Genomic DNA, 24,979 nt, shown 5'->3' with positions numbered 1-24,979 from the left:
AGAAGAATGAAGCAGGATATGATTGTGATTCTGGATTTGGGAAGCCATGAGAACACAGTGCTTGCCCGGGCGATTCGTGCGTTGGGAGTATATAGCGAAATCTACCCGCACGACATTACTGCCGCCGAACTGAAGGCCTTGCCGAATGTGAAAGGCATCATCATCAACGGCGGCCCCAACAATGTGGTTGACGGGGTGTCCATCGACGTGTTGCCCGAGATTTACGAAGCGGGATTCCCCGTAATGGCTGCCGGACACGACAAGGCGCTGTGCGAAGTGAAGCTGCCGCAGTTTACGGATGATGTGGAAGCCATCAAGGAGGCTGTGAAATCTTTCGTATTCGATACTTGCAAGGCTGAGGCGAACTGGAACATGACGAATTTCGTCAACGACCAGGTGGAGTTGATACGTCGTCAGGTGGGCGACCGTAAGGTGCTGCTGGCACTGTCCGGTGGTGTGGATAGCTCCGTGGTGGCCGCTTTGCTGCTGAAAGCCATCGGAGACAAGCTGGTTTGCGTACACGTGAACCACGGACTGATGCGTAAGGGCGAATCGGAAGCCGTGGTGGAAATCTTTGGCAAGGAGCTGAAAGCTAACTTGATATACGTGGATGCTACAGACCGTTTCCTCTCCAAGCTGGAAAACGTGGCTGACCCGGAAGAAAAGCGCAAGATTATCGGCGGAGAGTTTATCCGTGTCTTTGAGGAAGAAGCCCGCAAGCTGGACGGTATCGACTTCCTGGGACAAGGTACCATCTATCCCGATATTGTAGAGAGTGGCACAAAAACAGCCAAGATGGTGAAGTCTCATCACAACGTAGGCGGTCTGCCCGAGGATTTGCAGTTTGAATTGGTGGAGCCGTTGCGCCAGCTGTTCAAGGACGAAGTACGTGCATGCGGTGTAGAGCTTGGATTGCCGTACGAGATGGTTTACCGTCAGCCGTTCCCCGGTCCCGGATTGGGAGTACGTTGTCTGGGAGCCATTACCCGTGACCGCTTGGAGGCTGTACGCGAGTCGGATGCCATTCTGCGTGAGGAATTCCAACTGGCAGGCCTGGATAAGAAGGTATGGCAGTATTTCACTGTGGTGCCCGATTTCAAATCTGTGGGTGTACGCGACAATGCACGTTCGTTCGACTGGCCCGTCATTATCCGTGCCGTCAACACAGTGGATGCCATGACCGCTACCATTGAGCCGGTGGACTGGCCCATCCTAATGAAGATTACCGACCGTATTCTCAAGGAAGTGAAAACCGTCAATCGCGTTTGTTATGATATGTCTCCGAAACCCAATGCGACTATCGAGTGGGAGTGAGATTGACCAATGATAATGATAGCCTCACCTTAAAAACGGTGGGGCTGTTTTTTTTATAACAAAACAACAAAGAATAGAACAATGAAACTTTTATGTATGATTGCTGTCTTTTTGTGCATCCCCTGGGTAGCCTCTGACGCACAGAAGCAGGACTGGGGAAATTTGAAACGCTATGCAGAGGCAAACAAGGAACTGGTACGGAAGGGAAAACAGAAGGACCGGGTGGTTTTTATGGGCAACTCCATCACGGAAGGATGGGTGGCAAACGATGCCGCTTTCTTTGAAGACAACGGTTATGTGGGCCGTGGTATAGGCGGGCAGACTTCTTCCCATTTCCTGCTCCGTTTTCGCGAAGATGTCATCAAGCTTGCTCCGGCGCTGGTCGTGATAAATGCAGGTACCAATGACATTGCGGAAAATGCAGGCGCTTATAATGAAGAATACACTTTTGGAAATATAGTGTCTATGGTAGAGCTGGCACGGGCCAATAAGATAAAGGTGATTTTGACGTCTGTGTTGCCTGCCGCTGCCTTTGGCTGGAATCCTTCGGTGAAGGATGCTCCGCAAAAGATAATGCAGCTGAATGCCAGAATCCGGAAGTATGCCCAGGAAAACAAGATTCCTTATGTCGACTATTACAGTGAGATGGTGGAAGGCGACAATAAGGCTCTGAACTCCTCGTATACCCGGGATGGGGTACACCCCACTCTAGAAGGGTATAAAGTGATGGAAGCCTTGATAAAGAAAGCGATAGACAAGGTGTTGTAGGAAATCTCGGTTCAGGTGGCCTATAAGAGCTTTTCTGCGTCGGGAATCATCATCTCGCCTCTGTGCAGTTCGAGCAGGCCTTTCTCCTGCATGCTGTTCAACGCTCTTGATACTCCCATACGGGTATCATTGACCACCTGAGCCAATTCTTCCATTTTTATTTTCAGTATTTTCCTGCCTGACGGACGTTCGATATGTGTCAGGATAAAGTTGCCGATACGTTTCTCAAGGTTGTCGGTGCTTTCTGCCCAAAGACGGCTGTTTAGGCTTTGGGCGCGGTTGCTGATGATATTCATGTAATTCAGGCGGAATATGTCATATTTGAACAATTCGCTCATGACGAAAGCCTTGCTGATGCTCACTGTGTGGGTCTCGGTTTGGGCGGTATAGGCCGAGACGTAGGAGGTGCTCATCCCGAACAGAGATTGTGGCTCGATGACATAAGGTGCCTGAAAATATTCCGTGGAGCTGTATGATGTATTCGCAGATGAAGTACATGAGGAGATTTCACCTTTCAATACGAATATCAGTTGACTGCATGTGTCACCGGCTTTCACGATAACTTCGCCGGCTTTATGCTTTGTAAAGCTCAGCTTGACTTTCCCCAGGATATTGGTAAAGTCTTCTTGTGCGAGTCCTTGAAAGAGTGGCAGTTGCAGTAATGTATCAAACATTGTATTCATAATGCTTTTTCTTCTTGTTTTGAAACAAAAGTAGATATTATCAAGGTGTACTGTAAACTCTTTGCCCCTCTTTTTGTTTTTTTTATTGTTTCTTAAACGTGCTATTCAATCCTTGTAGACGAATCCTCATCCTTCTCCTCTTCCTTCTTATCGTCCTCATCCTCATTGTTTTCCTCATCTTCGTCTTCCTCTTCGTCTTCCTCTCCGGCAAACGGATCGGGCCGTTGGGGACCGTATTCCATAAAGCCTATGGCGCATAGCGTGCCTGCTATGGCTCCGCTAAGGTGTCCTTCCCAGGAAGTGGTGGCTTTGGCAAATTGTGGGAACATATTCCATACCAGGCCGCCATATAGGAACGTTATCAACAGTGAAATGGCGATAAGCGGTACATGTTTGCGCAGAATGCCGCTGAAGAACAGAAAAAAAGCCAGTCCGTATATGATGCCGCTGGCTCCGATATGCCATCCCGGTTTCCCTATAAGAAAGGTAAGCGCACCGCATCCTATCCAAATGGCAAAGAAGATGTAGGGGGCTATATGCCGGTAGAAATAGAACAGACACCACATCAGGAAAAAGAGTGGAATCGTATTGGCGAACAGATGCTTGAAACTGCTGTGTACCAGTGGATGTGCGAAAATTCCGAACACGCCCCGCTGTTCCATCGGATATACTCCCAGTCGTGTGAAGTTCCAATCCATGCCTGTCTCCAAAAACTTTAAAATGTATAAAATGAATAGCAGGAATAGGGGTATAACCGCCGCCAATGCCATTCTGCGTATATCATGCTTCATATTTCGTACAGTGATTGCTATTTTTGTACAATACTACGGAATATTTGACGAAAACCGAAAAAAAACTGACTTTTTATTTTGCCTATAAGCTTTAATTCGTATTTTTGGGCATCGCTACATGGCTTGTAGCGCATATACCGAAATAATTAACCTTTAAATAATGCACAACTATGAGTTATTTACGATTTGACAAGACCCTGATGATTAATCTGCAAGAATCTTTGCCAAGGGAGATATTGCGGACGAATAGGTCGGGAGCCTATCATTGTACAACAATTGTAGATTGTAACACACGCAAATATCACGGTCTGTTGGTGATACCGGTCCCCAACCTCGATGATGAAAACCATGTGCTGCTGTCTTCTTTGGATGAAACTGTAATTCAGCACGGTGCGGAGTTCAACCTGGGGTTGCATAAGTATCAAGGAAACCACTTCAGTCCTAACGGGCACAAGTATATCCGAGAGTTTGACTGTGAAAATATCCCCACAACTACCTATCGTGTAGGAGGCGTCATCCTTCGTAAGGAAAAGATTTTCGTACACCATGAAAATCGGATTCTGATTCGTTATACCTTGGTCGATGCCCATTCGGCAACCACACTTCGTTTCCGCCCTTTCCTGGCATTCCGCAGTGTGCGCGAGTACACGCACGAAAATGCGCAGGCAAGCCGCGACTACCAGTTGGTAGAGAATGGCATTAAAACCTGCATGTATCCCGGTTATCCGGAGTTGTTCATGCAGCTCAACAAAAAGAATGAGTTCCACTTCCAGCCTGACTGGTATCGTGGTATCGAGTATCCCAAAGAACAGGAACGCGGATATGACTTCAACGAAGACCTTTATGTGCCGGGATATTTTGAAGTGGATATAAAGAAAGGGGAAAGCGTTGTCTTCTCCGCCGGTATCTCCGAGATTTCTCCCCGCAAGCTGAAGCAGACTTTTGAGTCCGAGGTGGCCGACCGCACTCCGCGTGACAGTTTTTACCACTGTCTGAAAAACTCGGCGCACCAGTTTCACAACAAGCAGGGGGAGGAGCATTATGTGCTTGCAGGCTATCCTTGGTTCAAGTGTCGCGCCCGTGACTTGTTCATCTCCCTGCCGGGTCTTACTTTGGCCTTAGGCGAGCAAGATGAATTTGAAGACGTGATGAAAACAGCCGAAAAGGCTATCCGTGAGTTTATCAATGGAGAACCTTCCTCCTATAAGATATACGAGATGGAGCATCCGGATGTGCTGCTGTGGGCTGTCTGGGCTTTACAGCAGTATGCCAAGGAGACTTCGCGTGAAAATTGCCGGCAGATGTACGGTAATCTTCTCGAGGAGATTGTTGACTATATCCATGAACGCAGGCATGACAATCTCTTCCTGCACGAAAACGGACTGTTGTATACCAATGGCACCGAGAAAGCGGTTACCTGGATGAACTCTACCGCCAATGGCCGCCCGGTTATTCCACGTACGGGCTACATTGTAGAAGTGAATGCACTGTGGTACAATGCCCTGCGTTTTGTAGCCGATATGGTTCGGGAGGGGGGCAATGAAATTCTTGCCGATACACTGGACGCTCAGGCAGAAATCACCGGAAAGTCTTTCGTAGACGTCTTCCGCAATGAGTATGGCTATCTGTTCGACTATGTGGATGGTTATATGATGGACTGGAGCGTACGTCCCAACATGATATTTACCGTTGCCTTTGACTATTCTCCGTTGGATAGGGCCCAGAAGAAACAGGTGCTTGATATTGTGACGAAAGAACTGTTGACTCCGAAGGGCTTGCGTACACTGAGCCCCAAGAGTGGCGGATACAATCCGAATTATGTAGGTCCTCAGATTCAAAGAGATTATGCCTATCATCAGGGTACGGCATGGCCGTGGCTGATGGGTTTCTACATGGAAGCATATCTGCGTATCTATAAAGTGAGTGGCGTGTCGTTTGTAGAGAGATACCTCATCGGTATGGAAGATGAAATGACTTCCCACTGTATTGGCGCATTGCCCGAACTCTTCGATGGTAATCCTCCGTTTGTTGGAAGAGGGGCGGTGTCATTTGCCATGAATACGGCGGAAATCCTGCGTATCTTGAAGTTATTGTCTAAGTATAATTTATAATAGGAGGAACGAAGATGAAAGTTTTAATGTTTGGATGGGAATTTCCTCCCAAAATATATGGTGGTCTTGCGGTTGCTTCTTATGGAATAACTAAGGGATTAAGTTTGCAGGGTGATGTGGAAACTACTTTCTGCATGCCCAAGCCGACGGGCGAAGAAGAGGACTTCTTGAAGATAGTGGGCATGAACCAGGTGCCTATCGTGTGGCGTGATGTCGATTACAATTATTTGAAGTCGAGGCTGACGCGCAACATGACGCCGGAAGATTATTATTCTTTCCGCGACCATATTTATTCGGATTTCTCTTATATGCACGTCAATGACATAGGCTGCATGGACTTTGCCGGCGGTTATCCCGGCAACCTGCACGAAGAGATAAACAACTTCTCGGTGATTGCCGGAGTAGTGGCTCGCCAGCAGGAATTTGATATTATTCATGCCCACGACTGGCTGACGTATCCTGCCGGAGTGCATGCCAAGATGGTGAGCGGAAAGCCGCTCTGTATCCATGTCCATGCTACGGACTTTGACCGTTCGCGCGGAAAAGTCAATCCTACCGTCTATTCTATGGAGAAGAACGGTATGGATTATGCCGACTGCATCATGTGCGTGTCCGAACTGACCCGCCGCACGGTTATTGAGCAGTACCATCAGAACCCCAAGAAGGTGTTTGCCATGCACAATGCCGTCTATCCTCTCTCGCAGGAATACCAGGACATTCCGCGTCCCGACCATTCCAAAGAAAAGATTGTGACATTCCTGGGCCGTATCACCATGCAGAAGGGGCCGGAATACTTTGTGGAAGCAGCTTCGCTGGTATTGCAGCGTGCCCGCAACATCCGCTTTGTGATGGCCGGTTCGGGAGATATGATGGATGCCATGATTAATTTGGCGGCCGAGCGGGGCATTGCCGATCGGTTCCACTTCCCGGGCTTCATGAAGGGAAAGCAGGTATATGAGGTTTACAAGAACAGTGATGTATTCGTTATGCCTTCCGTTTCCGAGCCTTTCGGTATCGCTCCGCTGGAAGCCATGCAGTGTGGAACTCCTTCCATCATTTCCAAGCAGTCGGGATGCGGTGAAATTCTTGATAAGGTCATTAAGACCGATTATTGGGACATTCATGCAATGGCCGATGCCATTTATTCTCTCTGCACCAATCCCGCTCTCTTCCAATATCTGCAGGAGGAAGGCAAGAAGGAAGTGGATGGAATCACGTGGGAAAAAGTAGGTTTGAGAATCCGCGCCCTCTACGAGGATGTGTTAAGAAACTATGGTAAATAACAAAAACAATAATAGAAATGAGAACTATCTGTCTTTATTTTGAAATACATCAAATCATTCATCTGAAACGTTACCGTTTCTTTGATATAGGTACCGATCATTATTACTACGATGATTATGCCAATGAAACCAGTATCAATGATGTAGCCGAACGCTCTTATATCCCGGCATTGAACACCCTGATTGAAATGGTGAAGAATTCCGGAGGTGCGTTTAAAGTGGCTTTCTCCATTTCGGGGGTTGCGCTGGAGCAGTTGGAAATATATGCGCCGGCTGTCATCGACTTGTTGCACCAGCTGAATGATACCGGTTGCTGTGAGTTCCTTGCCGAGCCTTATTCCCATGGCCTTTCTTCTCTGGCCAACGAGGATTGCTTCAAGGAAGAGGTGATGCGTCAGAGCGCTAAGATGAAGCAAATGTTCGGTAAGGCACCGAAGGTGTTCCGTAATTCCAGTCTGATTTATAATGACGAGATTGGTGCGATGGTGGCAGCTTTGGGATTCAAGGGTATGCTGACGGAAGGAGCCAAGCATGTTTTGGGTTGGAAGAGTCCGCACTATGTATACCATTGCTCCATGAATCCTAACTTGAAGTTGCTGTTGCGTGACTTTAAGCTGTCTGACGACATCAGCCTGCGCTTCTCCAACTCCGAGTGGAACGAGTATCCTTTGTTTGCCGACAAGTACATCAACTGGATTGATGCTTTACCGCAGGAAGAGCAGGTCATCAACATCTTTATGGAACTCTCTGCTCTGGGCATGGCACAGCCGTTGTCTTCCAATATTCTGGAATTCCTGAAGGCACTTCCATACTGTGCCAAAGAAAAGGGGATTACTTTCTCCACACCGACGGAAATTGTTACCAAACTGAAATCTGTTTCCCAGTTGGACGTTCCATATCCGATGTCTTGGGTGGACGAAGAAAGAGATACCAGCTGCTGGCTGGGTAACGTGATGCAGCGTGAAGCATTCAACAAGTTGTATAGTGTTGCCGAACGTGTCCATCTTTGCGATGACCGCCGTATCAAGCAGGACTGGGATTATCTGCAGGCAAGTAACAACTTCCGTTTCATGACTACCAAGCAAAGCGGTGTCGGCTTGAACCGTGGCATTTATGAATCTCCTTTTGATGCTTTCACCAATTATATGAATATTCTTGGTGACTTTATCAAACGTGTCGATTCTCTCTATCCGGTGGATATAGATAACGAAGAACTGAATGCATTGCTGACCACTATCCAGAACCAAGGTGCCGAGATAGAGGAACTGCATAAGGAATTGGAGAAAGCACAGGCCAAGTTGGAGAAGATAAAGGCTGCAGAAAAGAAAGAGAGCAAGGCTACAGCTAAATCTGCCGCAGAAAAACCGGCAAAGGCCAAGGCTCCTGCCAAAAAGCCTGCTGCAAAGAAAATAACTAAAAAGGCTGCTGAATAATATCGGCAGCTTATCCCATCAATCAAAAAAGCCTTCCGCTCTACAATGAGCGGAAGGCTTTTTTATGGAATATCTGTCAGTTACTTGTTGAAACTGGTGTATGTAACTTCTATTTTCAGCGGAGATTCCACTTCGCCTTTTGCATTCTCTTTCGGGCCGCCTTTTAGTTTGGCATATCCCGGCTTGAGGTCGTTTTGGATACCGGTTATGGTTTTGTTGCCGCTGCTGCTTGTACTGCTGTCATAGGTAATGGAAACCGGAATCAGCAATACCTTATCCCAGTCTTCATTTTCTTTGTTCCAAGTTTTTTCCCACTCTGTCTCATTCCAAGAACTGCCGGCCTTTTCTTTGGCGGCTTTCTTGGCAGCTTGTTTTTCGTTGATGCAAGTGGTAACCAACCGGGCTATGTTGCTGAATACATATTGATTGGTAGCAAATGCATTGTGGGTGGTTGTAAATGAGGTAATATTATCCCTGACTTTGTTCTCTTCAAAGAAGCTCTTCAACTCCTGCTTACGTATCAACAGCACGTCATTGGGAGCACTCATGCTATATTCGTAGTCACTGTTTATATTGTAATTCGTGAAAGTCAGTTTCACGGCATTCAGGGTGTCATTGGTCAGTTTGTTGTATATTGAATCGTATGGCATGATAGCTTCGGTGAAGATACCGGCAGGAGATTTAATGTAAGTGTGCTGAGATTCGGCAGCCTTTTCCTTTATCAAATCTGAATTCAGGAACTGGTTTGCCTGGATAACCTCTTTGGTAGAGGCAAATACAGTCTGCATGCTATAGAACAAAGAGTCTGTACCATCTTTTTTCTTCAGTGCTACACCGGTAGTATCATTTACGTAGTGGAAACGGAATTGCATATTCAAAGCCACATAATCCACATAGAGGATGGTTCCATCTCCGTAATCGCTCTTTACATATACTCCTTTGAAAATCTTGTCTATGAAAGTTGCGGCGTCTTTAAAGTATTCGGGATGCTCGCGATAAACCTTCAATATTCTGTCTTCGCCGAAAGTTTTCTTGTCCAATGGGAACGTCACATTGGGATAGAAAGTATAATAACCATTATTGTCCTTTTCAAATCTCACAGAATCCGGAACAGACGTATCGAAAGCTGAATAAGCCTTACGTCCGAGCAGGGACTTGGGGTCGTACTTGTTGTAGTATTCTTCTGGATTGATATTGGTATAGCGATTTTTGTCCAGCTTCTTGTCCAGTTCATAGATACTCATCCGGCATGCATTCAGGGAGTCGCCGAACCAACTGGAATAATAGACTGCCAGTTGCACTGAAACTACCGAGTCGGCAGTCATTGTACCAGTTGCCTTGATTGGATTTCCTTCACTGTCCCGTTCGGTCACTTTATACACTTCCGGAAGGGAGAAGTTTTCCGTACAGTTCAGCTCCGTAAGGAAACTTGTTTCGTAATAACCGAATTCCGGGTCGGAAAACTTGCCTATATAGCCGGTACTCGTTTTGGCAAATACGGAATCAACGGCAAATGAACGTGTTGTTACATTAAAAGTAGTAGTATGCGCTGACATGCCGTCAGAATCGGGCAACATACCCAGACCTAATGTTCCGGTGTTGTCATCGCATCCAAAGAAAGTCAGGACTGCCAAAAGCAATGTTCCCAGGTATCTTACTTTCATAGTTTTAACTGTCTAAATCGATTTTATTTTTGTTCTGTTTCCCATACCTTGTCGTAGAAGTCATTGCAGGCTTCAGCAAAGTTCTCGGGAGATTGATATTCCAATACCGGTTTTCCGGATTCGCGGGCATAGTTCAGTACTTCCTCATTGACGTGTTCGCTTTGCTGGATAATGCCGTCGGAGAAGTCAGCAGCCAGTTTGCAAAGTGCTGTGTAGTCAATGGGTTCCTTCAATCCTGCAATATCTTTCTTGGCGATGCCTTTCAACAATAGCTTGTTAGAGAAGTCTGCGTGGAAAGGTTGTTTGAAGTCATCTTCATAAAGGGAAAATATGACTTTGGCATCTCTGAAGGAAGGTTCGTCTTTATAGGCTTTCTTGATGTACAGAGGCGCTAAAGCGGTCATCCAGCCGTGGCAGTGGATGATGTCGGGACACCAACGCAGTTTCTTCACCGTTTCCAGTACGCCACGGGCATAGAAGATGGCACGGGCATCATTGTCTTCATACTCTTCACCATTTTCGTCTGTTACCTGCAAGCGGTTCTGGAAGTAGTCATCGTTGTCGATGAAGTATACTTGCATACGTGCAGATTGGATAGAGGCAACCTTGATGATGAGCGGGTGATCGGTATCGTCAATGATGAGGTTCATGCCGGAGAGTCGTATCACCTCATGCAGCTGGTTTCTGCGTTCGTTGATATTTCCCCATTTGGGCATAAACGTTCTGATTTCTCTGCCTTTTTCTTGAATAGCCTGAGGTAGGTTTCTGCCTACGAGGGACATTTCGGATTCTGAAACGTAAGGGGTAATTTCTTGGGTTATAAATAAAACCTTGTTCGCCTTTGTCATAATAACAATGTTCTCAATTATTCTGCAAAGATATAAAAAAAATCGGGCAATAAAGCAAACGGAGCCCGTCTATAATTCCTTATGAATTGTTAACTGCTTGTTATTCAGCGAAACAGCTGCTTCTGGAATTGCCGGAAAGTGTACTGAGTTTTGCATTAATTTGCGATATTTCTTCTTTATATGCTAAATAATGGTTTATTTTGCACCGCTTTTGCGAACAACCAAGTTATTATATAACCAATTAAAATGGAAATAGTACATACTATCAAGGACTTGCAGGCCGGACTTTCGGCTTTGAGAGCCCAAGGAAAGAAGGTAGGTCTGGTACCTACGATGGGTGCCTTGCATGCCGGTCATGCCTCATTGGTGAAACGTTGTGTGGCAGAAAATGACGCTGCCGTAGTAAGCGTTTTTGTAAATCCGACCCAGTTTAATGACAAGAATGATTTAGTGAAATATCCCCGTACACCGGAGGCTGATTGCCGTTTGCTGGAGGAGTGTGGAGCGGCATTTGTCTTTGCTCCTTCGGTGGAGGAGATGTATCCGGAACCGGATACCCGCCGTTTCAGCTATGCGCCGCTGGACACAGTGATGGAAGGGGCATTCCGTCCGGGACATTTTAATGGTGTTTGCCAGATTGTGAGCAAACTGTTTGATGCTGTGCAGCCGGATCGTGCCTACTTCGGCGAGAAAGATTTCCAGCAGCTGGCAATTATTCGCGAGATGGTCCGCCAGATGAAGTATCCTTTGGAAATTGTAGGCTGTCCCATTGTCCGTGAGGAAGACGGGTTGGCTCTGAGCAGCCGCAATGCCCGTTTATCTGCCGAAGAACGCAAAAATGCACTGAGAATTTCGCAGACTTTATTTGAAAGTCGTACCTTTGGAGCCTCACATACGGTAGCTGAGACACAGAAGTTTGTGGAAGACACCATCGCAGCCGCCCCCGGATTGCGTTTGGAATACTTTGAGCTGGTGGATGGCAATACCTTACAGAAGATTACCGATTGGGAGGAAACTTCTTATGCTGTGGGTTGCATCACAGTATTCTGTGGGGAAGTCCGTCTGATTGACAATATCAAGTACAAAGAGCCTGCTGCCTTGTAATTTATAATTAGTAATTCGTAATTTATAAAGATATGATGATTGAAGTGTTGAAGTCGAAAATCCATTGTGCCCGCGTCACGGAAGCGAACCTGAACTATATGGGAAGCATTACGATTGATGAAGATTTGATGGATGCCGCCAACATGATTGCCGGCGAGAAGGTGTATATAGCCGACAATAATAACGGTGAACGTTTTGAAACCTACATTATTAAGGGCGAGCGTGGCTCTGGCAAAATTTGCCTGAACGGTGCGGCAGCCCGTAAGGTGCAACCTGATGACATCGTTATTATCATGTCCTACGCGCTGATGGACTTTGAAGAAGCCAAGTCGTTCAAGCCGACGGTGATTTTCCCCGACCCGGCAACGAACAAGGTGGTGAAGTAGTCTCTTTATTGAAATATGGAAATAAAGCCCCGCTTGCAATTTATCTGTAAACGGGGCTTTGTTTTTACTTCTGATTCTTCTCCGCAGGGTTCGTATGAGAATGAGGAGCCGATTTAATCTTGTCGAGTAAATACAGAATCTCAGTTTGGACATCAAAATTATATCTTTGGTAATCTTGATAGGTGGGTATCAAGTCTGGATAAAGTGTGTGGGCACACCGGTCTTTGCCCGGAAAGCATATTTGTATGGAGTTGGAGATAGAGCCTTGCATACCGGTATAGGGTAGCCGGAATAAGGTTTGTTCCATGTAGGTATTGGGGGCTTGTCCGCTGGGTATTCCTACAAGGGTAGCACCCATTTTCCACAGATAGAAAGTGTAGTGGAAAGCTGCACTGAAGGTACGTTCGTTGGTAATGACGTAAATGTGTTCCGGAGTATAGAGCGCCTTTCCTTGTTGCTTTCTCAGTTCTTCCGGCACACTGGACATGCAGTTCTCGATGAAGTCGGTCCGTCGCTGTTCTATGTTTGTGGTGTCTGCTTCGTCCGTACTAAAAGTGTAGTCACCGTAGGCATAGTCTGTTCCGTATGCTTGGTTGAAATCCTGTAAGTTTGTCTGTAGTTTTTGCATGTAGAGGGGAGAGATGATACGATAGAATTCTATATCCATATCCGTTTGCAGGAAGTGGTCGCCGAACAGTTGGTAAAGTGTGGGTAGGACAATTGGAGTCCAGCCGCCGCTATTGTTGCGCAAATCTATGATGAGGGTGGAGGAGGCTTCCTTCTTCATCTCTTTCAGCATATGGGCGAAAACTTCGGAAAGGGACGGGAGTTGCCGAATGGCTTGCAGGGTATCGGCGGGCATATCTTGTTTCAGGATATCCCGATAATAGAATCCTATTTGCCGGTATAAATCTTTCAGCCCTTGTTTTTGCATATACTCAAAATTATCCCGTGCCATGATACTGTTGATATTGATGAGCATTATTTGCTTGTCGTTGTCTATGAACTGATAGGCCAGTTGTTTGTCTGTATAAGCTTTCCAACTGTTATTGTGTTGCATGGGTGTGTTTTGCACTTCCTGCCTTGACAATAAGGGAAGGGTTAATCCTCTTGATTTGCCGTCGGGAGTAAGAAGTGAGAGGTGAAGGTTGTCTTTCATTTCAGGGAAAAGCTGTCTCAAGAAATGTTCCGTAGGCATGGACCTGCATAGATTGGCATAACGGTCATATAGGTTTTCACTGGCTTGGATAGCGGCAGTGCGGGCCAGTACCTCTTCTAAAGAATCTCCGTTGATGGTTGTGATACGGCTACCTAACAAGTCTTTGTACGTTTCAGGGATTCCTTGAAGTATAATGCCGTCGGGGATGGTGCGTACTTCCAGTGCCAGGTAACGCTGATTTGCTTGTTGATTGGCTGTGGGAGGTAAAAGGTAGGTATGTCCGTCTTGCAGATTGGATAGGAAAATGCTTACCTTGTCAAAAAAGGTCTGTTTCGTACCGGGAGTCCGGCGTAACTCGTTCTCCAGATGGAAAGCTTGTTCGTAGAAGAATACTTTTCCTCCGAAGCCGCTGTAAGGGTCGGGATGGGTTGCTGCCAGTTCTTTTACCAGATACCGAAAGTCTGAGGCAAGGGAATCCCCGTTTAGGGGCTCTTGGGCGCTTGCCAATAGGTAAGCCAAACAGAGAAGGAGGGATAGATAAATACGTTTCATATTCTTGAAATATTTAAATTGTATGCTAGAAGGGGCAAGTAGAGGGAGAGGTTGTAGTAGAATAAAAAAGGTGGAGTTCGTATGTCTCCACCTTTCATGACAGATTCTTATTTTTTTAGCTGCTCGTTCATCGCTGCTGCTGCCTTTCGTCCGTCTCCCATGGCAAGGATTACGGTGGCACCTCCGCGGACAATGTCGCCTCCGGCAAAGATGGTCGGGATGGACGACTGCATGTTATCATTGACGGCAATCGTTCCCTTCCGGCCTAATTCCAATCCCTTGATGGAGCTTGGGACAATCGGGTTGGGAGATACACCTACGCTGACGATGGCAAGGTCGATGTCGATGGTTTCTGTGGCTCCGGGGATGGGTACGGGACTGCGGCGTCCGCTGGCATCCGGTTCACCCAATTCCATTTTCTGAAGCACCACTTGTTTTACTTTTCCTTGTTCGTCGGCAATGTATTCGATTGGGTTGTGGAGGGTCAGGAATTCTACACCTTCTTCCTTGGCATGTTTCACCTCCTCGATACGTGCCGGCATTTCTTCTTCCGAACGACGGTAGATAATCATGGCACGCTCTGCACCGAGACGGCGTGCGGTACGTACGGAGTCCATAGCTGTATTTCCACCACCTATCACGGCTACGCATTTGCCGAAAGGAACCGGAGTATCGGAGTCTTCACTGGCGGCATCCATCAGATTGACACGGGTCAGGTATTCATTGGACGAGAGGATATTGATGGAGTTCTCGCCGGGGATATTCATAAAGTTGGGCAGTCCTGCTCCGGAAGCTACGAATATGCCCTTGAATCCTTCCTCTTCCAGTTGTTCCACGCTGAGCGTCTTACCGATAATGCAGTCCTTGACGAATTCCACTCCCATTTTGGCAAGGTTGTCAATCTCCACATCCACCACTTTGTTGGGCAGGCGGAACTCCGGAATGCCGTATTTCAATACACCGCCAATCTCATGCAGTGCTTCGAAAACGGTAACGTCATAGCCATACTTTGCCATATCTCCGGCAAACGACAGACCGGCGGGACCCGAACCGATGACGGCAACTTTGATGCCGTTCTTTTCCTTGATTTCCGGTACGGAGATTTGCCCGCTCTCCCGTTCGTAATCGGCGGCAAAGCGTTCCAGATAACCGATAGCTACCGGCTTCTCGTTCATCTTCAGGTGTATACATTTGGATTCACACTGCTTTTCCTGCGGACAGACGCGACCGCAGACGGCAGGCAGTGCACTGGTTTCTTTCAGTGTCTTGGCCGCTTCGAGGAATTCTCCGCGCTCAATGTTCTTGATGAAGCGGGGGATGTCGATACCTACGGGACAGCCTTCCGTGCAGCCCGGATTAGCACAGTCCAGGCAACGCTTGGCTTCGGTCAGTGCCTGCTCTTCCGTCAAGCCTTGATTGACTTCCTCCTTGCGGCTGTGCGAACGATATTCCGCATCGAGTTCGTTCATCTCTACACGTGGAATGGCGGTACGCTCTTTGGCTTTCATGGACTTGCGTAGTTCTTGGCGCCAGGCGGCATTGCGGCTTTTCTCGTCCGCTTCCTGCACGTTCTCATGGGTGGCTTGGCAGGTCTGAGGTTCTTCCAGTTTGTGCATCTCTTCGCGTTCGATGCTCTTGAAGGCACCCATGCGTTTCAGCATTTCGTCGAAGTCCACTTGGTGCCCATCAAACTCAGGACCATCCACGCATACGAATTTGGTCTTTCCTCCGATGGTGATTCGGCAAGCTCCACACATGCCGGTACCATCTACCATAATCGTATTCAGGGATACATCCGTGGGGATTTCGTATTTCTTTGTCAGCAAACAAACAAATTTCATCATGATGGCGGGGCCGATACAGAAACATTTGTCTACCTTCTCGCGCTTGATGACTTCCTCCACGCCTTCCGTCACCAGTCCTTTGCGTCCGTAAGAGCCGTCATCGGTCATGATGATGACTTCGTCGGAGCTTTCGCGCATCTCCTTTTCAAGGATAATGAGTTCCTTGGTGCGTCCAGCCAGCACGGTGATGACGCGGTTACCGGCAGCTTTTAGCGCTTGCACGATAGGGAGCATGGGAGCTACGCCTACACCACCTCCCGCACAGACCACAGTACCGAAGTTGTCAATGTGCGTGGCTTGTCCCAACGGGCCGACAACATCCGTAATGTAATCGCCTTCGTTCAGTTCGCAAAGACGGGTAGAGGAGAGCCCGACTTCCTGAACCACCAGTGTGATGGTTCCCTTTACCGGGTCGGCTTCCGCAATGGTAAGCGGCATACGTTCGCCTTTTTCGCCCACACGTACAATGACAAAGTGCCCTGCCTTACGTGATTTGGCAATCAATGGTGCTTCAATGACTAACTTAAAGACCTTTTCAGAAAAGTGTTCTTTGCTAATGATTTTATTCATTATCTAATAATTTTGTTGGTGTAATTACGCAATTACTGTCAGATTGATAGATTTTGCAAAGATAGGGGTTATTTGGTAATATCAAAAGAAGAATAGGGTAAAACTGCATGTTGTCACTGGATAACATTCCTTTGTCACTATAATTTGTTCACTTTCTACAGCCTGCCTACTTTTGAAATAAAAAATGAGGAAGAGTATGTATCGAAATGTTTTTTTAGGGGCAATTTTATTGAGTATGCCTTTGGTGGTTTGGTCGCAGCAGGATACGATTGCCGACCAGCGTTTGGAAGAAATTATGGTAACTGCTAAACTCCCGTTGGTAGAAATATCTGCCGGTAAAACAAGTTACCGGATGGATGCGTCAGTCACTCAAAGTACGGGAAGTCTTTATGATGTTCTTGCTTCCCTGCCGGGAGTCGTGATAGATTCCAATGGTAATATCTTGCTGAACGGACAAAGCGGTGCGACGATTCTGATGGATGGCAAGCCTACTTATCTTTCGGGAGATGAATTGATGAGTCTGTTGAAATCTACTCCTGCAACTAATGCTGATAAGATAGACTTGATAACCCAGCCTTCCGCACGCCACGATGCGGCGGGAAGCTCCGGGTTGATTGATATCCGTACAAGAAAAATCAGACTGCGCGGTGTGAATCTGGCCTTGAACGGCAATGGCAGTCTTGGACGGACGGGTAGCGGTTATGGAGGTGCCTCCATGAATATCCGGGAGAATAAGTTCAATCTTTATTTGAACTATTCGTATTATCAGGGGAAGGATGTCATAGACTTGTTTATCGACCGTGCGTTCGAACGGGATGGAGGAAGGATGATGCAGGACTCTTACCGGAAGCGTAGGAATTATTCGCACTATTTTCGTACCGGATGTGATTATTATCTCAATGAGCGGACAGTTTGGGGAGTCTCATTGGGTGGAAACTTTTCCCGGCAAAGGGAAAATGCAGGCATGTTTACGGAAATCCGAGAAACCGGAGTTGCGGGAAATACTTACAGCCATGCGGAGCAAAACCGGAATAATGTTTCTGCCGGAACCAGTATGGTGCACAAGCTGAAAAGAGAAGGGGGAGAACTCAGCGCTTCTTTTGATTATTTCCATTACTACCGTGTTGGAAACCAGTTGATGGATAGTTTTAAGCCCGATACATTGAAAGGGGATATGAAGGGAAATACCGACTTATATGTCGGACAGATAGATGCGGTTTATCCATTGAGTGAGGTTTGGAAGTTACAGGCCGGAGTCAAAACCTCATTTGTTACGATAGACAATACGGCAGGTTATATGCGTCCGTCGGTTTCCGGCTGGCTGCCGGATGGGGCACTTGGTTCCCGATTCGTATATGATGAGAATATCAATGCCTCTTATCTACAAGTCGGCTATGAGAAAGACCGCTTGAAAATCTCAGCGGGTCTAAGGTTGGAACATACCCATGTACACGGGGATTTTGGAGGAAATACACAACAGAAAGACTCTTCGTTTACAACGAATTACTTCCAATTGTTTCCTACTATTGCTTTGCAATACGGTTTGACTTCGGAACATCTGTTTCAGCTTTCGTATGGCAGGCGTATTACCCGCCCCAATTATGGTGATTTGAATCCTTTTACCTATATATTTGATGACTATACCCATGAAGGGGGAAATACGAAGCTGCATCCTTCTTTCTCTGATAATATAGAGTTGGGGTATGTGTATCGTGACTGGTTTCAGACAGTGCTCTTTTTCTCGCATACAGATGATGCTATCATGAAGAGCTATCGCGAACAGGAGGGGCGGCGTATCTATGTAATGCCCCAGAATCTGTCTTCCTATGTACAGACGGGTATGCGTGTACATGCCGCCAACCTCTCACCTGTTTCTTTTTGGAAGGTGAATCTGACCGCTATCGGTATTTATAATAATTATGGTTGGACGGAGCAAGGGCAGAAAATGAAAAACCGTATGTTTACCCCGATATTCGGCTGCATGAACCAGTTTGCTTTCACTTCCGTATGGTCGGCCGAACTTTCGGCAAATTATAATGGACGAATGGCCTACGGACAAGCCACAGTACATCCGGCGCTGGAAGTGAATGTCGGCATCCAAAAGAAGATGTTCCGTAACAGATGCACCGTTACCTTGTTTGCCAAGGATGTATTCAACACCAATTATCAAAAAGTAGATATTCAATCTCCCGGTGTGCAGGCGTTTGTTGACGAACGGCACAACAAACGTGTGCTGGGTATTGCTTTCGCCTGGCGTTTTCAAAAAGGCAGCGAGACAAAAGAAAGCAGAAGGAAAAAAGAAATAGATGAAACAAAAAGAGTAAATTTGTAACTGTTATGGGCAGACTGTGGAACAAGTGGCTGGTGCCGGCATTATTTGCCGTGATTCTTTTTCTGTGTATTCGTGTGGCGAATGATATTCCGAAACATGAATACTATTGGGAAAGTAATGAGTGGAATTTCATGCTGAAGGATATGCTTGTGGTACTCTTCATGTCTTATCCTATCTTTTTTCTATTGAAGTATTGGCTTCGTTTGTGCCGGAAGCGGAAGTTGGTATGGTGGCAGGAATACGGGGTAGTTGTCCTGACGGTTCCCGTCTGGTGTCTTCTGACGATGTGGGTCATCCGCTTTTTGATGGGGGTAAGTCTTGATTTATACGATGTGCCTGTTCCGGCCATAGTCAGTATGTTGCTTGGCGGCTTCTTTTATATATTCTTGCGTAATCAGATGATACAGAAGGAAAATGAAGCTCAACGCCTGCAGTTGGAGAAGATAAAAAATGACCAGCTCCAGACAGAACTGAAATTCCTTAAAGCGCAATATCATCCACACTTTCTTTTTAATGTACTCAATACGGTTTATTTTCAGATAGATGAGAATAATGAGGCTCCGCGGCATACTCTTGAGCAATTGTCCGATTTGCTTCGTTACCAATTATACAATGATGGGGAGAAAGTGCAAGTCCGTGTGGAAGTGGAATATCTGAAACAATACATCAGCCTATGTAAACTTCGTGCTACGAAGCGGCTGCAGTTGCAGGTGCATTTCGATGAAATGGAGGCGCAGGTTGAGATTTATCCATTGTTGTTTGTACCGTTGGTGGAGAATGCTTTCAAATATGTGGGAGGGAACTATTTTATAGCTATGGATATGTGTCTGAAAGAAGGCAAGTTGTGTTTTAGTATTGAAAATTCTATACCGGAACCATTAGTGCACCAGAAAGGAAAACATGGAATCGGCATAGAAAATCTGAGGCGCAGGCTGGAGCTGCTATATCCGGAGCGTCATACGCTGGACATAAATAGAGGAGATACTTTGTTTAGAGTAAAACTTGTGATAGAATTATAGGATGAAACAGGTAAAATGTGTAATAACCGATGACGAGCCTACTGCATGTGAAGGATTGCAACGCTATGTGGAAAAGGTGGATTTCCTTTCTTTAATGGGTGTATGTGAAGATACTATGCAGTTGAACACTCTTTTGCAGACTGAGCAGCCGGACTTGTTGTTTCTGGATATTGAAATGCCTTATCTTTCGGGGCTTGAACTCTTGGCATCTCTTGCCCATCCGCCTCATGTGATTATCACTTCCGCTTATGAGCAGTATGCATTGAAAGGTTATGAACTTGATGTTACGGACTATCTGTTGAAACCGATTTCGTTTGACCGGTTCCTGAAAGCGGTGAATAAAGTACATGGTCTTTTGCAGCAGGAGAAATGGCCGGATGAAGCTAATAATTTTATATTTGTCCGTTCAGACCGTCAGATGCATAAGGTGTTGTTTAAGGATATTCTGGTGGTGGAGGGGCTGGAAAATTACGTCTGTATTTATACGGAAAGCACAAAGCTGCTTGTACGTTCTACCATGAAGCGTATGATAGAGGCTCTTCCTGGTGGAGTATTTCAGCAAGTCCATAAATCATATCTGATAAATTTGGAAAAGATTGAGATGATAGATGGCAATCGGATTATAGTTGGGAGGCATACTGTTCCGGTGGCACGTAATTTCCGCGAGGAGGTGTTTGCACGTATTTTGAAGAATACTTTGTAGTTGCGCAGGAGAAGCTTGTCATGATAAAACTCCGGGCACGAATTACATGGATTTCACGTTTTTTGCTAACCGCAACTGTGAAATTCATGTAATTCGTGCCCGAAAGAAAGTGTCAAAGGCGTATTGCTGCACGTGACTATTATGGCCTTAGTCTATTATTTCAAATCCCGTATACGGAACCAATGCCTTTGGTATGCGGATTCCTTCTGGAGTCTGGTTGTTTTCCAGCAAGGCGGCAACAATGCGTGGCAGAGCGAGTGCGGAACCGTTCAGCGTATGGCAAAGCTCTGTTTTCTTTTCTGCCGTACGGTAGCGGCATTTCAGACGGTTGGCTTGATAAGTGTCAAAATTAGAGACGGAACTTACTTCCAGCCAGCGTTTCTGTGCTTCGGAATACACCTCAAAGTCAAAACAGAGGGCAGCCGTGAAGCTCATATCGCCACCGCAAAGGCGCAGGATGCGGTAGGGGAGTTCCAGCTTTTGAAGCAAACCTTCCACGTGGTCCAACATCTCCTGGTGGGATTGTTTGCTGTGTTCCGGTTTGTCGATGCGTACCAGTTCCACTTTGGAGAATTCGTGCAGGCGGTTCAAGCCACGTACGTCTTTCCCGTATGAACCGGCTTCACGGCGGAAACATTGTGTGTATGCACAGTTCTTGATGGGCAACTGCTTTTCGTCCAGAATCACATCACGGTAGATGTTGGTTACGGGGACTTCGGCGGTAGGAATCAAGTAGAGGTCGTCCACTTCGCAATGATACATTTGCCCTTCCTTGTCAGGCAGCTGTCCCGTGCCGTAGCCGGAAGCGGCGTTCACCACTGTGGGCGGCATTATTTCCGTATAGCCGGATTTGCGTGCTTCGTCCAGGAAGAAGTTGATGAGTGCGCGTTGCAGTTGTGCGCCTTTGCCTTTGTATACGGGGAAGCCGGCACCGGTAATCTTGACACCCAGGTCAAAGTCTATCAAGTCATATTTCTTGGCCAGTTCCCAGTGGGGCAGGGCGTCTTTGGGCAGCTCGGTTTCCATACCACCTATTTTCTCTACTACATTGTCGTCGGCACCTACGCCTTCAGGCACGCTGTCGTAGGGAACGTTGGGGATGGTATAAAGCAAAGTCTGCAAATCGTTGGCAGCCTGGTCCATATTGGCTTGCAAGTCCTTGTTGACTTCTTTCAGCTCGGCCACGCGGCTTTTGGCGGCTTCTGCTTCTTCTTTCTTGCCCTCCTTCATCAGTTGTCCGATGGATTTGGAGAGTGAGTTGGCTTCTGCCAGGTTTTTATCTAGGATGGTTTGATTGGCTTTTCTTTTGTCATTGAAGTCCAGCACTTGTGCAATGGTTTCTTTTGCATTCTTGAAGTGCTTCTTTTCCAGTCCGCGGAGAACCGCGTCGGTGTTTTCTGTAATTTGTTTGATGGTAAGCATATCTTATACTTGTTTTTATGTTATTCGGTTTTGTGAGTGCAAAGATATGGAAAAAACAAATAAAGTGTTGCTTTTGACATAAAAGAAAGGGATGCAACCTATTCGGATTGCATCCCTTTTCCTTATTTCTTGTTCGGAAACTTATGCTTCTGCATTTTCTGCAGGGATAACAGAAACTGAACGTCTGTCTTCCTTGCCCACTTTGAATTGTACAGTTCCGTCTACTAAAGCGAAAAGAGTGTGGTCTTTTCCCATACCGATGTTATTACCCGGGTGGAATTCAGTACCTCTTTGACGAACGATGATGTTACCTGCTTTGCAAGCTTCGCCACCAAATATCTTAACGCCTAATCTCTTGCTCTGTGATTCGCGGCCGTTCTTAGAACTACCGACACCTTTTTTATGTGCCATTTCTTCTTACTGTTTTAATTGATTAAGCTACTACTTCTGTAATTGTTAACTCTGTGAATTGTTGACGGTGACCGTTCAACTTACGATAACCTTTTCTTCTTTTCTTGTGGAAAACAAGAACTTTATCGCCTTTTACCATGTTTGATACGACCTGGCAAACAACCTTTGCACCCTCTACTGTGGGAGCACCTACGGTGATGTTGCCGTCTTTGTCTACCAAAAGAACCTTGTCAAACTCTACTGTTGCACCGTTTTCTGCATTCTGGATGTGGTGTACAAACAGCTTTTTGCCAGCTTCTGCTTTGAATTGCTGACCGTTGATTTCTACAATTGCGTACATTTCTTATATATAATGTATAAGTTAGCTCCGTCGGGTGGTCTCTAATCACTTAGAAAGCACTTGGTCGAACCCGGTGCGGAATAATCGGGCACAAAAGTACTCTTTTTATTCTAAATAGACAAATGTTCTTTTGCTTTTTTGTTCTTTTAATGCAGATTGTACTTTTAGATTATTGGAGAAAAACTGTTTCATCAAGGAGAAACAGTCCGTGTAGGGATGGTTTCTGTTACAAAATGAATTTCAGAACATAGATACCGGCCAGCATCAGCGCCATTACAAGACACGCGAATATGACGAGTAGCACAAGACTGTAAGTCAGCATGAGGATAGTGCGCCAAAAGCTTCTCCACCAGGTGCAGCGGTACAATTGTTTGTAATCCCAACAGAATAGGACGAAAATAAGCCATAAAGGCAGCTCATACAAATCGTCTACCTTTGCGTACCCGTTGAAAGGCAGCACGATGATGCTCAGCAGGAGTATCTGGCAAGCTATGTAGGCTTGTATGAACACATGCTCCGTGGTATTGTAGTTTAACTTATATTTCCGGCGTCGGAAGGCAAGTTGGGTGGCAAGTGCAAACAAAGGCAGTGTGGCAATGATGCGGAATGCCTTGTTTCCGTGTCCCCAGCTCTTCATCAGATTCCATACTTTCATTAGGAAAGGAGAGTTCTGGAAGACTTTTTCCAGTCTGTCTCCCACTTCCGAGGTGTCGTTTACAAATTCATCGATGAGGTCGCCATCATCGCTGTTCTGTTCGGATACCTGTGTGGCAGAAGTGGAGTCGTTCTTCTCTTCCAGTTTGTTCAAGCTTTTCTCCAGGCTTTTTATAGTGATGGCGAGGGCTCGCTTTTCCTCTTTGCTATAGGTTTTCTCCATCTTTTTGGTAAGCTTCTCTTTAGCGGCAATGATTTCTTCTTTGTCTGTCTGCTCTGTCTTTTCCGTCTTTTCTTTTTTGCTCAGAGCTTCCGGGTCTACCAGTTGTACAGCCATGATATAAAGGGCTGCAAGAATGAAGAGTGTCTGGAACGGGCGAAAATACTCTACACGCTTACCGCCGATGAAGTCTCTAATCATGTATCCCGGACGGTAGAGGAGTTCCAGAAGGGTACGTCCAAAGCCATTATCTATATTGAAGAAGCCTCCGGCAATGTTTTTAAGCGCGTTGCTCAACCGATAGCGTGGAGTGTTACGGCTTTGTCCGCAACGGTTACAGTAGTTGCCGGTATAGGTGGTGCCACAATTCAGGCAGGTGCAGGTTTCGTTGCCAGCGGGAGGAGTTTTTCTCCCTTGTATCAGCTTGATGTGAAATGCGCGTAAGCGTACTGCGCAGGGGTGCCACCATGAGTCGATGAAAGTTTTTGCTTTGTTGGGTAGTATCCTTCTTTTTTGGAGGATACCCCACAATGTCAGTATGAAAACAACCGGGAAGAAGTTGCTGTCGTCGGTCATGTCCAGCTCTTCAATAGCCAGCCAGAAGAGTGTCACTAGAAGGAGGATTTGCCAGACGCTTATCCTTTTCTGTTTCCGGGGAGAAGTGGCATGCGCGTTTTCCGGCCGGATGGGATTTTCAATCTTGAATATGGAAGGATACTCCTCCTGAACTGCCAGCAGTTCTTCCAAGGTGTTCATTATTTTCCGGTGTGGGTACTTCTCCAATTCTTTGGCAGTGGTTACTCCGTGGGTGACTCCAGCAAAGTCTACTCCGGCCGCTTGGGCTGTTTCCGCATCTACCGTGCTGTCGCCTATATAGAGGGTCTCGGCTTTGCTGACATGTAGCCGCTTAATGGCAAGGAGTAGCCCTTCGGGAGATGGCTTGGCGGCTTTCACGTCTTCACCACCCACGATGATGTCCATAAAATCTTCAGGAAAATGCTGGTCGAGGAGTTCCTTGATGCGGAATCGGTATTTGGTCGAGATGATTCCGATGCGGGCGCCGGAGTCCTTCAGTGCAGTCAGTACGGACTTGGTTTCCAGGAAAAGCACCGTGTTGACAGTCATATGCGTATCGGCCTCTTTTCGGTATTCTGCCTTGAATCCTGCCAGTTGTCCGGCATCTGTCACGCCGGTGAGGATGGAAAAAGAGTCTTCCAGAGTCTTGCCGATAGTACGTTTGATGTCGTCATCCGTCACCTCTGTATATCCGTGACGGGTCAGTACGTTGCGGAAACAAGTGACGATTCCGCGGGAAGAATCAGCAAGCGTATAATCAAAGTCGAAAAGATAGGTCGTGTAATTCATTGT

Annotated in this window: 20 protein-coding genes; 10 read left to right on the top strand and 10 right to left on the bottom strand. The window is 46.5% G+C overall.

The features are described 5' to 3' along the window. Positions 1-6: 6 nt before the first annotated feature. The gene (guaA, locus tag DWX62_RS20175; RefSeq protein ID WP_005823591.1) at positions 7-1,314 is read left to right on the top strand and encodes a glutamine-hydrolyzing GMP synthase; all 1,308 of its coding nucleotides are present in this window, start codon (positions 7-9) and stop codon (positions 1,312-1,314) included. A gap of 81 nt (positions 1,315-1,395) precedes the next feature. Beyond that, positions 1,396-2,082 carry an SGNH/GDSL hydrolase family protein gene (locus DWX62_RS20170; protein ID WP_005823589.1) on the top strand — a complete coding sequence of 229 codons (687 nt, stop codon included), beginning with the start codon at positions 1,396-1,398 and terminating at the stop codon, positions 2,080-2,082. 20 nt (positions 2,083-2,102) lie between these two features. On the opposite strand, the gene DWX62_RS20165 is transcribed toward DWX62_RS20170, so the two are convergent. Together DWX62_RS20165 and DWX62_RS20160 are read right to left on the bottom strand one after the other, a co-directional pair. Further along, positions 2,103-2,765, bottom strand: a complete 663-nt coding sequence (locus tag DWX62_RS20165; protein ID WP_005823588.1) for a Crp/Fnr family transcriptional regulator — start codon at positions 2,763-2,765, stop codon at positions 2,103-2,105. Positions 2,766-2,866: 101 nt separating this feature from the next. Then, positions 2,867-3,556: a rhomboid family intramembrane serine protease gene (locus DWX62_RS20160; protein ID WP_005823585.1), complete on the bottom strand. Its 690-nt coding sequence runs from the start codon at positions 3,554-3,556 to the stop codon at positions 2,867-2,869. Positions 3,557-3,726: 170 nt separating this feature from the next. On the opposite strand from DWX62_RS20160, the gene DWX62_RS20155 reads away from it, so the two are divergent. From DWX62_RS20155 to DWX62_RS20145, 3 genes are read left to right on the top strand one after another with little or no spacing between them, the layout of a single operon-like run. After that, a complete protein-coding gene (locus tag DWX62_RS20155) occupies positions 3,727-5,667 on the top strand; it encodes a glycogen debranching enzyme N-terminal domain-containing protein (protein WP_005823580.1) in 1,941 nt (646 codons plus the stop codon). Positions 5,668-5,681: 14 nt separating this feature from the next. Then, the gene (locus DWX62_RS20150; protein ID WP_008666090.1) at positions 5,682-6,950 is read left to right on the top strand and encodes a glycosyltransferase family 4 protein; all 1,269 of its coding nucleotides are present in this window, start codon (positions 5,682-5,684) and stop codon (positions 6,948-6,950) included. Between the two features lie 17 nt (positions 6,951-6,967). After that, entirely contained in the window at positions 6,968-8,383 is a 1,416-nt protein-coding gene (locus DWX62_RS20145; RefSeq protein ID WP_044467536.1) for a glycoside hydrolase family 57 protein, read from the top strand. An 80-nt stretch (positions 8,384-8,463) separates the two neighbouring features. On the opposite strand, the gene DWX62_RS20140 is transcribed toward DWX62_RS20145, so the two are convergent. Together DWX62_RS20140 and DWX62_RS20135 are read right to left on the bottom strand one after the other, a co-directional pair. After that, positions 8,464-10,047, bottom strand: coding sequence for a DUF4270 domain-containing protein (locus DWX62_RS20140; RefSeq protein WP_057282031.1), 1,584 nt, complete (start codon positions 10,045-10,047; stop codon positions 8,464-8,466). Between the two features lie 23 nt (positions 10,048-10,070). Continuing rightward, positions 10,071-10,895 (bottom strand): glycogen/starch synthase, encoded by an 825-nt coding sequence (locus tag DWX62_RS20135; RefSeq protein WP_005823572.1) that lies wholly within the window; start codon positions 10,893-10,895, stop codon positions 10,071-10,073. Between the two features lie 246 nt (positions 10,896-11,141). Here DWX62_RS20135 and panC point away from each other — a divergent pair, with 246 nt between their 5' ends. Together panC and panD are read left to right on the top strand one after the other, a co-directional pair. Then, entirely contained in the window at positions 11,142-11,999 is an 858-nt protein-coding gene (gene panC, locus DWX62_RS20130) for a pantoate--beta-alanine ligase (RefSeq protein ID WP_005823570.1), read from the top strand. A 32-nt stretch (positions 12,000-12,031) separates the two neighbouring features. Beyond that, complete coding sequence (gene panD, locus DWX62_RS20125) at positions 12,032-12,385, top strand: aspartate 1-decarboxylase (protein WP_005823568.1); 354 nt, start codon at positions 12,032-12,034, stop codon at positions 12,383-12,385. 64 nt (positions 12,386-12,449) lie between these two features. On the opposite strand, the gene DWX62_RS20120 is transcribed toward panD, so the two are convergent. Together DWX62_RS20120 and DWX62_RS20115 are read right to left on the bottom strand one after the other, a co-directional pair. Beyond that, the gene (locus DWX62_RS20120) at positions 12,450-14,096 is read right to left on the bottom strand and encodes a S41 family peptidase (protein WP_005823566.1); all 1,647 of its coding nucleotides are present in this window, start codon (positions 14,094-14,096) and stop codon (positions 12,450-12,452) included. 107 nt (positions 14,097-14,203) lie between these two features. Then, on the bottom strand, positions 14,204-16,510 hold the full coding sequence (locus DWX62_RS20115) for a bifunctional dihydroorotate dehydrogenase B NAD binding subunit/NADPH-dependent glutamate synthase (RefSeq protein WP_005823564.1): 2,307 nt from the start codon (positions 16,508-16,510) through the stop codon (positions 14,204-14,206). A 196-nt stretch (positions 16,511-16,706) separates the two neighbouring features. Here DWX62_RS20115 and DWX62_RS20110 point away from each other — a divergent pair, with 196 nt between their 5' ends. The 3 genes from DWX62_RS20110 to DWX62_RS20100 are packed head-to-tail and all read left to right on the top strand — an operon-like array spanning position 16,707 to position 20,564. After that, positions 16,707-18,842, top strand: coding sequence for a TonB-dependent receptor (locus tag DWX62_RS20110; protein ID WP_034533151.1), 2,136 nt, complete (start codon positions 16,707-16,709; stop codon positions 18,840-18,842). A gap of 5 nt (positions 18,843-18,847) precedes the next feature. After that, positions 18,848-19,861, top strand: coding sequence for a histidine kinase (locus DWX62_RS20105; RefSeq protein WP_005828900.1), 1,014 nt, complete (start codon positions 18,848-18,850; stop codon positions 19,859-19,861). Position 19,862: 1 nt separating this feature from the next. Beyond that, complete coding sequence (locus tag DWX62_RS20100; protein ID WP_005828898.1) at positions 19,863-20,564, top strand: LytTR family DNA-binding domain-containing protein; 702 nt, start codon at positions 19,863-19,865, stop codon at positions 20,562-20,564. A 147-nt stretch (positions 20,565-20,711) separates the two neighbouring features. Here the strand turns inward: DWX62_RS20100 and serS are convergent, their stop codons facing one another. The 4 genes from serS to DWX62_RS20080 all read right to left on the bottom strand — a co-directional run bounded on the left by serS (position 20,712) and on the right by DWX62_RS20080 (position 24,976). After that, positions 20,712-21,986, bottom strand: coding sequence for a serine--tRNA ligase (serS, locus tag DWX62_RS20095; RefSeq protein ID WP_005828896.1), 1,275 nt, complete (start codon positions 21,984-21,986; stop codon positions 20,712-20,714). 141 nt (positions 21,987-22,127) lie between these two features. After that, entirely contained in the window at positions 22,128-22,397 is a 270-nt protein-coding gene (gene rpmA, locus DWX62_RS20090) for a 50S ribosomal protein L27 (RefSeq protein ID WP_005828893.1), read from the bottom strand. Between the two features lie 22 nt (positions 22,398-22,419). Then, the gene (gene rplU / locus DWX62_RS20085) at positions 22,420-22,737 is read right to left on the bottom strand and encodes a 50S ribosomal protein L21 (protein WP_005828892.1); all 318 of its coding nucleotides are present in this window, start codon (positions 22,735-22,737) and stop codon (positions 22,420-22,422) included. Positions 22,738-22,963: 226 nt separating this feature from the next. Next, positions 22,964-24,976, bottom strand: a complete 2,013-nt coding sequence (locus DWX62_RS20080; RefSeq protein WP_005828889.1) for an HAD-IA family hydrolase — start codon at positions 24,974-24,976, stop codon at positions 22,964-22,966. Positions 24,977-24,979 lie beyond the last annotated feature (3 nt).

Origin of the sequence: Bacteroides sp. AF20-13LB (assembly GCF_003603065.1) — a bacterium.
Taxonomy (GTDB): Bacteria; Bacteroidota; Bacteroidia; order Bacteroidales; family Bacteroidaceae; genus Bacteroides; species Bacteroides uniformis.
This window is presented reverse-complemented; position numbering and strand designations above follow the sequence as displayed.

Coding starts and splice junctions, on each gene's coding strand:
- guaA (WP_005823591.1), top strand. CDS start 7: ATGAAGCAGGATATGATTGTGATTCTGGATTTGGGAAGCCATGAGAAC.
- DWX62_RS20170 (WP_005823589.1), top strand. CDS start 1,396: ATGAAACTTTTATGTATGATTGCTGTCTTTTTGTGCATCCCCTGGGTA.
- DWX62_RS20165 (WP_005823588.1), bottom strand. CDS start 2,765: ATGAATACAATGTTTGATACATTACTGCAACTGCCACTCTTTCAAGGA.
- DWX62_RS20160 (WP_005823585.1), bottom strand. CDS start 3,556: ATGAAGCATGATATACGCAGAATGGCATTGGCGGCGGTTATACCCCTA.
- DWX62_RS20155 (WP_005823580.1), top strand. CDS start 3,727: ATGAGTTATTTACGATTTGACAAGACCCTGATGATTAATCTGCAAGAA.
- DWX62_RS20150 (WP_008666090.1), top strand. CDS start 5,682: ATGAAAGTTTTAATGTTTGGATGGGAATTTCCTCCCAAAATATATGGT.
- DWX62_RS20145 (WP_044467536.1), top strand. CDS start 6,968: ATGAGAACTATCTGTCTTTATTTTGAAATACATCAAATCATTCATCTG.
- DWX62_RS20140 (WP_057282031.1), bottom strand. CDS start 10,047: ATGAAAGTAAGATACCTGGGAACATTGCTTTTGGCAGTCCTGACTTTC.
- DWX62_RS20135 (WP_005823572.1), bottom strand. CDS start 10,895: ATGACAAAGGCGAACAAGGTTTTATTTATAACCCAAGAAATTACCCCT.
- panC (WP_005823570.1), top strand. CDS start 11,142: ATGGAAATAGTACATACTATCAAGGACTTGCAGGCCGGACTTTCGGCT.
- panD (WP_005823568.1), top strand. CDS start 12,032: ATGATGATTGAAGTGTTGAAGTCGAAAATCCATTGTGCCCGCGTCACG.
- DWX62_RS20120 (WP_005823566.1), bottom strand. CDS start 14,096: ATGAAACGTATTTATCTATCCCTCCTTCTCTGTTTGGCTTACCTATTG.
- DWX62_RS20115 (WP_005823564.1), bottom strand. CDS start 16,510: ATGAATAAAATCATTAGCAAAGAACACTTTTCTGAAAAGGTCTTTAAG.
- DWX62_RS20110 (WP_034533151.1), top strand. CDS start 16,707: ATGTATCGAAATGTTTTTTTAGGGGCAATTTTATTGAGTATGCCTTTG.
- DWX62_RS20105 (WP_005828900.1), top strand. CDS start 18,848: ATGGGCAGACTGTGGAACAAGTGGCTGGTGCCGGCATTATTTGCCGTG.
- DWX62_RS20100 (WP_005828898.1), top strand. CDS start 19,863: ATGAAACAGGTAAAATGTGTAATAACCGATGACGAGCCTACTGCATGT.
- serS (WP_005828896.1), bottom strand. CDS start 21,986: ATGCTTACCATCAAACAAATTACAGAAAACACCGACGCGGTTCTCCGC.
- rpmA (WP_005828893.1), bottom strand. CDS start 22,397: ATGGCACATAAAAAAGGTGTCGGTAGTTCTAAGAACGGCCGCGAATCA.
- rplU (WP_005828892.1), bottom strand. CDS start 22,737: ATGTACGCAATTGTAGAAATCAACGGTCAGCAATTCAAAGCAGAAGCT.
- DWX62_RS20080 (WP_005828889.1), bottom strand. CDS start 24,976: ATGAATTACACGACCTATCTTTTCGACTTTGATTATACGCTTGCTGAT.